At 33.7% G+C, this 11,872-nt stretch carries 10 protein-coding genes and 1 tRNA gene; 4 read left to right on the top strand and 7 right to left on the bottom strand.

Translation table 11 applies throughout. The features are described 5' to 3' along the window. The first annotated feature begins 94 nt into the window (after positions 1 to 94). The 4 genes from GKZ88_RS08055 to GKZ88_RS08040 all read left to right on the top strand — a co-directional run bounded on the left by GKZ88_RS08055 (position 95) and on the right by GKZ88_RS08040 (position 2,545). Entirely contained in the window at positions 95 to 526 is a 432-nt protein-coding gene (locus GKZ88_RS08055; RefSeq protein ID WP_155101869.1) for a PaaI family thioesterase, read from the top strand. A 3-nt stretch (positions 527 to 529) separates the two neighbouring features. Beyond that, complete coding sequence (locus GKZ88_RS08050) at positions 530 to 1,594, top strand: chorismate-binding protein (protein WP_155101868.1); 1,065 nt, start codon at positions 530 to 532, stop codon at positions 1,592 to 1,594. 94 nt (positions 1,595 to 1,688) lie between these two features. Then, on the top strand, positions 1,689 to 2,405 hold the full coding sequence (bshB1, locus tag GKZ88_RS08045; protein WP_155101867.1) for a bacillithiol biosynthesis deacetylase BshB1: 717 nt from the start codon (positions 1,689 to 1,691) through the stop codon (positions 2,403 to 2,405). A gap of 66 nt (positions 2,406 to 2,471) precedes the next feature. Beyond that, positions 2,472 to 2,545, top strand: a tRNA-His gene (locus GKZ88_RS08040). 182 nt (positions 2,546 to 2,727) lie between these two features. Here GKZ88_RS08040 and GKZ88_RS08035 read toward each other — a convergent pair. The 7 genes from GKZ88_RS08035 to panB all read right to left on the bottom strand — a co-directional run bounded on the left by GKZ88_RS08035 (position 2,728) and on the right by panB (position 11,793). Further along, complete coding sequence (locus tag GKZ88_RS08035; protein WP_155101866.1) at positions 2,728 to 3,579, bottom strand: neutral zinc metallopeptidase; 852 nt, start codon at positions 3,577 to 3,579, stop codon at positions 2,728 to 2,730. A 93-nt stretch (positions 3,580 to 3,672) separates the two neighbouring features. Beyond that, a complete protein-coding gene (locus tag GKZ88_RS08030; RefSeq protein WP_155101865.1) occupies positions 3,673 to 7,356 on the bottom strand; it encodes a response regulator in 3,684 nt (1,227 codons plus the stop codon). 93 nt (positions 7,357 to 7,449) lie between these two features. Next, positions 7,450 to 8,241, bottom strand: a complete 792-nt coding sequence (locus GKZ88_RS08025) for a hypothetical protein (RefSeq protein WP_155101864.1) — start codon at positions 8,239 to 8,241, stop codon at positions 7,450 to 7,452. Between the two features lie 119 nt (positions 8,242 to 8,360). Next, the gene (locus GKZ88_RS08020; protein WP_155101863.1) at positions 8,361 to 9,689 is read right to left on the bottom strand and encodes an aldehyde dehydrogenase; all 1,329 of its coding nucleotides are present in this window, start codon (positions 9,687 to 9,689) and stop codon (positions 8,361 to 8,363) included. Positions 9,690 to 9,766: 77 nt separating this feature from the next. After that, the gene (locus tag GKZ88_RS08015) at positions 9,767 to 10,456 is read right to left on the bottom strand and encodes an RNA pseudouridine synthase (protein ID WP_155101862.1); all 690 of its coding nucleotides are present in this window, start codon (positions 10,454 to 10,456) and stop codon (positions 9,767 to 9,769) included. Positions 10,457 to 10,515: 59 nt separating this feature from the next. After that, entirely contained in the window at positions 10,516 to 10,866 is a 351-nt protein-coding gene (locus tag GKZ88_RS08010) for a four helix bundle protein (protein WP_155101861.1), read from the bottom strand. A 108-nt stretch (positions 10,867 to 10,974) separates the two neighbouring features. Continuing rightward, positions 10,975 to 11,793, bottom strand: coding sequence for a 3-methyl-2-oxobutanoate hydroxymethyltransferase (gene panB / locus GKZ88_RS08005; protein ID WP_155101860.1), 819 nt, complete (start codon positions 11,791 to 11,793; stop codon positions 10,975 to 10,977). Positions 11,794 to 11,872 lie beyond the last annotated feature (79 nt).

The following is an 11,872-nucleotide window of genomic DNA, read 5'->3' as shown; positions in this document are numbered from 1 at the left end:
CTGACAAGTTCATAAATGATTTTTAATTTTAGAATCCGATTTTTCGATTTGTGTCTTATCTTTCTTTAATTTTACGATTTTAAAGTTTACTTGAATGAATTATACAAAAGAGCAGATTTTAGCACGATGCAATGAGTTTTCTAAAAACACATTAATGGAAACGCTGAAAATTGAATATATCGACGCTGGAGAAGATTTTTTAACGGCAAAAATGCCTGTAAATCCAAGTGTTCATCAGCCAATGGGACTTTTGCACGGCGGAGCTTCTGTTGCTTTGGCAGAAAGTGTTGGGAGCGCAGCTTCTTTCTTTTTTATTGATCCAAAAGAACAGGAGGTAAGAGGAATCGAAATTTCGGCAAATCACTTAAAAAGTATTCGTGAAGGCTATGTTTTTGGGACGGCCAGAATTATTCATAAAGGAAGAAGTATTCATTTGTGGGAAATCAAAATTACCGATGAAGCTGGAAATTTAGTTTCGCTCTGCAAATTGACGAACATGGTTTTAGACAGAAAGAAAAGTGAGTAAATTATGAATGCATTTTTCTTAAAAATTAAAAATCATAAAGAGCAAAATTTACCTTTTGTACTTTATTCAAAACCCAATACAACAGATCTTGTTGGGATTTTACAGCAAAATAACACATTACATACCGTTTCAGATTATAGCGAAAAAGGATTTGTTTTTGCTTCTTTTGATGAAAAGCAACTGATTCTTATTCCTGAAAATGAATCGGAAATTATTACTGCCGAAAAAGAAACGACTTCATTTGAACCGATAGAAATTGATGATTTAAATTTTGATTCTGAAGCTAAATTTCAATATGAATATTTAGTGGCGCAGGGAATTCAGGCGATTAAAAACGAAGAATTTAAAAAAGTAGTTTTGTCAAGAAGTGAAGAAGTGCTTTTGTCTGAATTTAATTTTGTTGACACTTTTCAACATTTGGTTCAATTATATCCAGCCACTTTTTGTTATTGTTTTTTTCATCCAAAAATTGGGCTTTGGATGGGAGCAACGCCAGAAAAACTGCTAAAAGCAAACGGAAATGTTTTTGAAACCATGGCTTTGGCAGGAACGCAGAAAGATAATCTGGGAACTGAAATTGTCTGGCAGCAAAAAGAAAAAGACGAACAGCAATTTGTTACTGATTTTATTGTAAAAAGACTTAGAGAATTTACGGCTTCGGTTGTTGTTTCCGAGCCTTACAGTTTAAAAGCCGGATCAATTTGGCATATTAAAACCGATATTTCTGGAGTTTTAAAAGATAATTCAACGCTGGAAGAAGTTGTTGATACATTGCATCCAACGCCTGCGGTCTGCGGACTTCCAAAAAAGAAATCAAAAGCTTTTATTTTAGAAAATGAGAAGTATGACAGAACTTTTTATACGGGTTTTTTAGGTGAATTAAACAGCAGTTTTACGGGGAATAAGGCAAGTTCTGATTTATTCGTAAATTTACGCTGCATGCAGATTCAGGATAATAAAGCCATTTTATATATGGGCTGCGGTATTACAAAAGAAAGCAATCCCGAAAAAGAATGGGAGGAAAGCGTCAATAAATCAATGACGATGAAAAGAGTTTTAAAAAAATAGTTTCAAGTTTCAAGTTTCAAGTTTCACGTTCTGTAGGCAACTTGAAACCTGAAACCTGAAACCTGAAACCTGAAACAAAACAAACAAAAAACAAATGAAATTAGACATATTAGCCTTTGGCGCACATCCAGACGATGTAGAATTGGGTTGTGCAGGAACCATTTTAAAAGAAGTTTCCTTAGGGAAAAAAGTAGGTATTGTTGATTTGACTCGAGGTGAATTAGGAACGCGCGGAACGGCAGAAATTAGAGATCAGGAGGCAAAAGATGCAGCAAAGATTTTAGGCGTTCTTGTGAGAGAAAATTTAGCAATGCGCGACGGATTTTTTGTGAATGATGAAAAGCATCAATTAGAAGTTATTAAAATGATCCGAAAATATAAACCTGAGATTGTATTGTGCAATGCAATTGACGATCGCCATATTGATCACGGAAAAGGAAGCAAATTAGTTTCTGATGCTTGTTTCTTATCAGGTTTGATGAAAATAGAAACTTCGATTGACGGAGCGAAACAAGAAGCATGGAGACCAAAGGTGGTGTATCATTATATTCAGTGGAAAAACATCGTTCCTGATTTTGTGGTAGATATTACCGGCTTCGAAAAAAAGAAAGTGGAAGCAATTTCTGCCTATAAAACCCAATTTTATGATCCAAATTCAGAGGAACCTGCAACGCCTATTACAAGTAAAAACTTCTTTGAAAGCTTAAATTACCGTGCGCAGGACTTAGGAAGGCTTGTTGGGAAAGATTTTGCTGAAGGTTTTACCGTTGAAAGATGTTTGGCAGTCAATAGCTTAGAAAATTTGTTGTAAATTTTTCATTTTTTTCTTTGTAGAACTGAACCTTTGTTCTATATTTGCACTCGCTAAGCAAAAATGGTGGTTGTAGCTCAGCTGGTTAGAGTAGCGGTTTGTGGTGCCGCGGGTCGCCGGTTCGAACCCGGTCAGCCACCCAGATTTAAAGCCTTGAAGAAATTCAAGGCTTTTTTTGTTTTCGCCCGAAAACAAATTCCAATTTAGAAATTCCAAATTCCAAATCTGATGAGTTGGAATTTGGAATTTTTATTTTGGAAATTAAAAAAGCACAACTGCTAAGTTGTGCTTTTTTTGGTGGTTATTATATTTGGTTTATGTATTATTGAATTTCTTCAAAGGTTGTACCTTGTTTGATGTCTCCGGTTTTGAAACCTTTTTTAAACCAGTACATCCTTTGTTCAGATGATCCGTGGGTAAAGGAATCAGGAACAACATGTCCCTGCATTTTGCTTTGAATGGCATCGTCACCAACAGCATTGGCCGCGCTTAACGCTTCATCAATATCTCCTGTATCTAAATTCTGCTGATTATAATGTGCCCAAACTCCTGCATAAAAATCGGCTTGAAGTTCTAAAGCTACAGAAAGTTTATTGGCTTCAGCCTCGCTTTTTCCTTCTTGTGCCTGTCGCATTTTTGCTGAGGTTCCCAGCAAAGTCTGAATATGATGACCAATTTCATGTGCTATAACATAGGCAATTGCAAAATCGCCTCCTTTTGCACCAAACCTAGTTTTTAATTCTTCGAAAAAAGCCAAATCCATATAGACTTTCTGATCGCCTGGACAATAAAAAGGCCCAGATGCCGATGATGCACCGCCACAGGCTGTTTGTACAGAACCTCTAAAAAGAACTAATTTAGGATTTTTGTAGGTCATGCCATTTTCTTCAAAAATTTTGCTCCAGATATCTTCAGTGTCAGCTAGTGTAACTCTGACGAAATTGCCCATTTCTTCATCTTCCTTGCTTAATGGAGCAGCTGTTTCAGTCTGTGTTTGCTGTCCACCCTGCATTTGTTCTAAAACTGGTGCTATTTGTTTGCCAGTTTCGCCGCCAAAAACATTCAGCAACAGAACAATGATGCCGATAACGCCACCTCCAACAGCTATTTTGCCTCCAGAGATTGATCTTCTGTCTTCAACATTATCACTTTGTCTTCTGCCTTGCCATTTCATAGTGTACTTTATTTAAGCTTATTATGTTTTTATTAATACGAATTTATAGATTTTTTAGCAATTTTGAGAGGATAAGAGTCATTTTGTTTTGAACTATTTTAGCCATTTTCGCAATGCTTCTTCTACAGTGCCTCTAATAATAGGTTTTGAGATGTAATCATTCATTCCGGCGGCAATACATTTGTTTTTCTCTTCTTTTTCAGCACCTGCCGTTACGGCTATGATAGGAATGGTTTTTCCAATTTCTGTAATTCTGATTGCTTTTGTAGCTTCATAACCATTCATAATAGGCATTTGTATGTCCATAAATACAAGATCTGGACTTATATTTTCGATTTGTTTCACAGCTTCGTAGCCGTTTTCACATTCATAAATAATCGAATTCATGTTCAGATTTTTCAGAATCGTTTTTAAAAGCAGCATATTCACTTTATTGTCTTCTACAATCAAAATATTTACATTTCTTAAATTTGAATTGTAGCTGAGCGCATAATCGGGTTCAGCTCCATTTGAAAGTGCTTTTAGTTTTTCATTGATTGTATTTTCGCTTGTTTTAAGGCTTAAGTCAAAATAAAAGGTACTTCCCTGGTCAATTTTGCTTTTAAGCTGCAGACGGCTTTCCATTAAAGCTAATAATTGATTTGAAATCGTAAGTCCTAATCCTGTTCCTCCAAATTTTCTCGTTGTAGAGCTGTCTTCCTGTGAAAAAGCTTTAAAAATTTTCTTCTGATTTTTTTCTAATATTCCAATTCCGGTATCAATAACAGAGAAACGAATAACATAAAAATCATCGTATTTTTTGTCAAGAACAGAAACATTTAATTTTATAGAACCTTCGTTTGTGAACTTAATGGCATTTGATAAAAGATTGATTAAAATTTGCTTTAAGCGCACAATATCTGTCCAAATGTATTTTGGGACATTCGGGTCAACATTCAGTTCAAGCAGCAGATTTTTTTGATTTGATTCGTAGATAATTAAATCGAAAATCTGTCCGAGGATTTTTTGAAGATCGTATAAATCAATATAAAGTTCGAGTTTTCCTGCTTCAATTTTTGAGAAATCCAGAATGTCATTGATAATTTCAAGCAGAGAATGCGCCGACTGATTAATAGTCGTCATATACTTTTCCTGAATTTCTTCAAGATTCGTTTTCATCAATAAATGAGTAAATCCGATAATTCCGTTTAATGGAGTCCGAATTTCATGAGACATATTAGCTAAGAAATCAGATTTTGATTTATTTGCTGCTTCTGCAAGTTCTTTGGCTTTAATAGCATCTTCACTTTCCTTGATTTTAGCTTGATTTCGGTGGCGGTCTAAAGCGGATGATATATTATTGGCTAAAGTTTGATAAATGTAAATTTCGTCATCCGTCCATTTTCTTTCTTTGGTGCAATCATCAAATCCAATAAAGCCAGAAAAAACATTGTCTGAAAATAATGGCAGAATCAAAATTGATTTAATATCATTTGCAACCAATAATTTTTTAAAAAAGGTTTCTTCAAGATTTTTTGTAAGTATGCTTAGTGCTCTCTTACTGTCCGAATGAAAAATGATTTCTTTTAAATTGTCTTCTGTGAATTTTTGAAGTTCCGTTATTTGATGAATAACACCGTCTCGCGACCATTTATATTGCTGGCTGATTGTATTGGTTTCAAAATCTTTTTCATAATAAAAAATGTGATCCGCTTTTGAGGCTTTTCCAATTATATTATAAGTTTCTTCAAACATTTTTTGCGGACCTTTGCTGAGCAGGAATTTCTCTGTACAAAGTGCCATTGCCGAAAGCAGATCACTTTTCAGTTCCAGTTTTTTCTCGGCTTTAAGTCTCATTTGTGATGAAATTGCCAGCGAAATAACATCGGCAATGGTTCTGGCATAATTGATATCTTCGTTATCCCATTCTCTTTTTTCACCTGTACTTTCAAAACAGGCAACTCCTGCTAATTGTCCGTTTAAGAAAATCGGAACATCCAGCATCGACTTAATTTTGTTTTTTGTAAAATAAGTTTGTTGAAATTCTGATGTTTCTAATTTGTCAAAAACATCAGGCGCATTTATTATGGCTTTATTTTTTAAGGTTTCAAAATAAATTGGATAGGATTCTTTGTCAAGAACATTTTTATCACTTAAAGTTTGATTGTCGCGACTAAATAGATTCTTGCACGTGATAATATCATTAGAAAATTTCCAGAAGCTGACCCTGTTAGCTTTTGATACACCAGCACCTTCTTTAATAATATAATCGATTACGGTTTGTATATTATCGAAATCACTGAAATTTGTTGTCGAAAGTTTTTTAGTAGAATTGTTGTATGCTTCAATTTTTTCTAAACGTCTTTTTTTCTCGTTTTCAGCATTTTTTAATTCGGTTATATCTCTGGCAATTCCAGCAAAACCGATGGTTTTTCCTAAATCATTTTTGCGGACAATGACTTTTTGGGAAATCCATAATTCCTCTCCGCTTTTCTTTAAAATCGGAATTTCAATTGTGGGATAATTGAGTTCGTTTTGTTCCAGATTTTCATAAAAATCTACAGCATTGCTGATATGATCTTCATGAATAAAATTCGAATAATGCTGTAAAAGCACTTCATCTTCGGTATAACCTAAAATAGAAAAACCAAATTCATTGATAAAAGTAAAATGACCTTCAATACTTATTTCAAAAATAATATCGGTTGCAGTCTGAATCAGGTTTTTATATTGGTCCTGAACTATTATTTGTTCGGTAACGTCTTGACCAATACTGATAATTAATTCCTCAGAAAATTTTTTATCTTTCCATTGAATGTATTTATATTCCCCGTTTTTACTTTTTAATTTTCGGATATATAATTTGTTGTCAATATAGTTTTTGTAATAATTGTCTCTGCTGAATTCTGGATCTTCGGTAAGTTTCCAAAATTCCAGCGCCATAACATCATCTGGATGATAGCCTAAAATAGAAGTAATGGTTTCACTGCAAAATAATAATTCTCCATTTTCATTTGTTGCAATAGTAAGCGAATTTCCTTTATGCACAATTTCATTGGTAAACCTGTAATTGTCCTTGTTGTTTTGAAGAACTGCATATTTTACCTGATTTACAATAAAAATAACAATACTGAAATCGATTAAAAGAATTGATGTTTTTACCGGAATTAATTGAAAAACAACAGTTGCGATTAAATAAACAAACACGAATGCAACAAAGGACCAATATACTTTTATGGGTCTTAAAATGCTGTATGAAAAGAAAAAACACATTAAAAAAGTAATAATGGGCAGTACATCATTTGGCAGATAAATTATGTTTCGGCCAACATAAATGATGTAAAAAAAGAACGAAACAATGAATATTTTTTGAATACGATCGTTCAGGTATTTGATTTTGTCCGTCAGTACATAAATCAATAATACACTGAAGCCAATTATTACATTGGTTACAATTAAACTTTTGGGTCTTATTTTAAAAATTTCATTGATAATTTCAATGACAATAACAGCAATGCCAAAAAAAAGGATGTAAAGCTGATATTCTTTAGTAACGGTTTCGGTTTCCTTTTTCTTCTGAATAAAATAACCTATTCTTTTTTTTATTCTGAAAAATTGATAAATTAAAATGGCTAAAAAGCCAAATAAGGAAAGCCCTAATATGATAAGTTTAGGATTGTTGAAGAAAATGACATCTGAAGTAAAAACAAACCAATTTGTTATAGTTGATTTCAGGCTATTACCCATGAAGGCAATTCCTGAAATCATTGCACTATAAAAACTGTAGTTTTCTACCATAAAATTGGGGAATGTGCTTTAGTTAATAGCATTTTGCGAACTTCTAAAAGAGTAGGTCAGGCTCATTTTTTTAAAATTAGAAATTCAATTTTATTATAAATCCGATTGGCCGATAGTATCAATTGAATCTTCTTCTTGTTCCATTGTGAAAATTCCGTAATAGGTTGCATAAATCAGTGATGTGTTAAAAACTAATGTAAAAAGCAGTCCTACGCCACAGGCAACTACACCAACGACAGTACCGATAATTCCGAGAATGAATAGACCGAAAATTAATAATGGATTTTTTGTAACCAACGTGATGCTTCCCTTAATTGCATCTAAAGCATTGAGATTTCCAAATACAATTAGAGGAACTGCAAAGTACATTAGATAATTAATGAAAATCGAAATTCCTACTCCTATAAATACGTAGCCTGCACTCTCAAGCGAGTTTGCAATTGCATTATTGACAGCGCTAATAATTAAAGCAGCGACAAATAACTGCGCAAAATAGGGTGCTTTATAGTAATGAAATATTGTAGCGACTTTAAATTCTTTGTCTTTGTCTGCAGCATCTGCCATTTTGAAAAATCCCGCAGAAAAAGGTGCAAATAAAGCCGTTATAAAAGAAACACCTATTGTTGAGATTAATGCATCCTCTAAAGTCAGTTTTGAAGGCTTCATGCTTTCTTCCATTATTTTAGGGACATTTTCAAGACCATAAATGGAACCTACAATTATAACTGCACCAACTGCACATATAACGATAAGCAAAAATATGATCAGCGCTGAATAAAGTGCGATTTTTTTGTAATTTTCGAAGGCATGGTCGAAAACGTTAGAAAAATCCAATGAATAGCCATTGTTTTTTATGTTTTCGATTTGGGCAAGAGTAGATTTCATTTTATTATGGAATTGTTTATACTTTTTGAATTTACGTTGAATATTGAAACGTAAATATAGTATTTTTAATCAATTACATATGATAATCTATAAAATTAACAAAGACATTTTTTATTGGCTTAAAGCCAGTCTAATAAACGTTTAAGTGAAGTTAACTTATCTTTGTAAGGAGCATAACGCATAGGAAGATCGAGCCAGTTTCCTTTTTTTACTACCGCCTTATGGTGAGAAAAAATATCAAAACTCAGCTGACCGTGATATGCGCCAATGCCGCTGTGTCCTACGCCTCCAAACGGAAGTCTTTTATTGGAAAAATGTATTACCGTGTCGTTGATGCATCCGCCTCCAAAAGAGTAATTTGAGATTAGTCTTTTTGCAAAAGTATTGTTTTCGCTAAATACATAAAATGCTAAAGGTTTTTCGTACTTGTTGATTATATTTTCAATATCAGCTTCGTTTTCATAAGAAAGAATAGGCAAAATTGGTCCGAAAATTTCTTCTTTCATTACTGGGCTGTCTAATGCTGGTTCTTCAATCAAAGTAGGCGAAATGTATAATTTTTCGGCGTCTGTTTCTCCCCCGAAAATTACTTTTTCGCGCTCGATCATGCTGTCCAGACGAAGCCAGTTTTTAGTATTGATAATACGAGCAAAATCAGGCGATTTGTCTATTTTTTTTCCGTATGCTTTTAAGATTTCCTCAATCAGAAAAGAGATGAAATTAACTTTCATGTTTTTCTGAATCAAAATGTAATCTGGAGCAATGCAAGTCTGGCCGGCATTCATGAATTTTCCCCAAACGATTCGTTTTGCTGCCAATTTTAAATTGGCGGTTTCGTCAATAATACAAGGATTTTTACCGCCTAATTCTAAAGTGACAGGAGTCAGATTTTCAGCTGCGGCTTTTGCAATAACTTTGCCTACAGCTACACTTCCTGTAAAAAAGATATAATCCCAGCGTTTTGCCAACAATTTATTGGATACTTCGACACCTCCTTCAAAAACTTCTACATGTTTGACATGGAAAGTTTTAGAGATGATTTTAGCAATAATCGCTGAAGTGTGCGGTGTAAGTTCTGATGGTTTTAAAACAACTCTGTTTCCGGCGGCAACAGCAGCAATTAATGGACAAAGTGCTAATTGAAAAGGATAATTCCAGGGTGCAATTACTAAAACTTTTCCGTAAGGTTCTTTGTAAATATAATCGGTTGAAGGGAAATTAAGAAGTGAGGGAAAAATGTTTTTAGGCTTTGCCCAGGAATTAATGTTTTTGATGGTATCTTTTAATTCCGAAATAACATAATTCGTTTCGGTTAAAACAGCTTCAAATTCTGGTTTTTTAAAATCATCGTACAAAGCTTTTACAATTAAATCTTCGCTTTTTTGAATGTTGTATAACAGTTTTTTAAGCGTTTCTTTTCTGTATCCGATGTCGTTTTTGTAGTCCATTTTGTGATTAGCTTGTTTCTAAGACTATGCAAGTTAATCGATAATAATTAAAAAATTAACAATTATATCATAAAAAATTACACCGCATTCCAAATCGTTTCGTCTGGAGTTGGTGCTGTAATTATGATATTTTCTTTAGAAACAGGATGAATAAAAACCAGTTTTCTGGCGTGAAGATGAATACCTCCATCAGGATTGCTTCTGTCTGCGCCGTATTTTAAATCTCCTTTTATTGGAGAACCAATTGCCGACAATTGTGCTCTGATTTGATGATGACGGCCTGTATGAAGATTAATTTCTAAAGCCGTATAATTTTGAAGCTCTTTAATTATTTTGTAGTCCAGGCTTGCGAGTTTGCTGTCTGGAACTTCTTTTAAATGGGCTTTTGAAGTATTGTTTTTTTCGTTTCGTTTTAAATAGTGAACCAATTTGGCTGAGGCTTCCAAAGGTTTGTTTTTGACAACCGCCCAATATGTTTTTTTAGTTTCACGATTGCTGAACAATTCGTTCATTCTAGATAAAGCCTTGCTTGTTCTGGCAAAAACCACAATTCCGGTTGTAGGACGATCTAAACGATGAATTACACCCAGAAAAACATCGCCTGGTTTATTGTATTTTGCCTTAATGTATTCTTTCACAACATCAGACAAAGGTTTGTCTCCCGTTTTATCTCCCTGTACAATATCGCCTACACGTTTATTGACCACTATAATGTGATTGTCTTCGTGCAAAATTTGGAGATTGTTTTTATCGGAAAGAATTTTCATTTTTTGGACTTGCTTAGATATTAGACTGACTTAGATTTCTTAGATTTTGATTTTTAAAATTATAATAATGTCGCTCTAAAACGAGAAGTCATTTTTGTGATTTCCTCCAACATATTAATTAACTCAGTTGTGTTGCTTTCATTTATAAATCCTAAGTCGGATGAAATTAGAAGTTGTGTCTCAACTTCGTATGCAGATCCGATTGCAATTTCTAAAAAACGTGCAAAATCTTTATTGGAATTTCGTGATGAGCCTTCAGCTATATTTGAAGGAATTGAAACAGATGCTCTTCTTAATTGGTTAATTATTCCAAACTTTTCTTCATTAGGAAATGTTGCAGTAATCGAATAAATTTTAGAACAAAATAATCTGCTTTTTTTCCAAATTAAAAGTTCTTTAAACTGATGCATAATTCTAGATTTAAAGATTTAGAGACAGGCTTAGACTTCTTAGATTTTTCAAAGATTAAAAAAAATCTAAGAAGTCTCAAATCTAAGAAGTCTAAGAAAGTCTAGAAATTAATATTGTTCACCAGCATTAGGAAAATCACTCGACTTCACATCAGCAGCATATTGACCAATTGCTTTTGTCATTAATTCGTATAAATTCAAATAACGGCGCAAGAAACGCGGACTGAATTCATTGTTCATTCCCAGCATGTCATGAATTACTAAAACCTGTCCGTCAACACCGCCACCGGCACCAATCCCGATAACAGGAATCGAAATGCTTTCAGCTACTTTTTTAGCAAGATCAGCAGGTATTTTTTCTAAAACGATAGCAAAACAACCGATTTTTTCAAGAAGTTTAGCGTCTTCCATTAATTTTTCGGCTTCTTGGTCTTCTTTTGCTCTTACGCTGTAAGTTCCAAATTTATAGATAGATTGAGGTGTTAAACCCAAATGTCCCATAACTGGAATTCCAGCGTTTAATATTTTTTTGATTGATTCTTTAATTTCTTTTCCGCCTTCTAATTTTACGGCATGTCCACCGCTTTCTTTCATAATTCTGATAGAAGAACGCAAAGCTTCTTTTGGATCTGACTGATAACTTCCAAAAGGCAAATCTACTACAACTAAAGCTCTATCGACAGCACGAACTACAGATGAAGCATGATAAATCATTTGATCTAAAGTAATTGGCAAAGTTGTTTCGTGACCCGCCATCACATTTGATGCAGAATCGCCCACTAAAATCACATCAACACCAGCAGTATCAACAATTTTGGCCATTGTATAATCGTACGCGGTAAGCATAGAGATTTTTTCTCCATTGCTTTTCATTTCAATTAATGATTTGGTAGTGATTCTTTTATAATCTTTTTTAGCAACTGACATTCTGTAGTGTTTTAGTTTTTATAATGATTTTAAAAACAGTATCTGTCTTTAAAACGTGATTTTAAGCTTGCAAAATTAA

It is taken from the genome of Flavobacterium sp. LC2016-01 (assembly GCF_009711135.1).
GTDB lineage: Bacteria > Bacteroidota > Bacteroidia > Flavobacteriales > Flavobacteriaceae > Flavobacterium.
The sequence above is the reverse complement of the archived record's forward strand: the minus strand, read 5'-3'. Positions and strand labels throughout refer to the sequence as shown.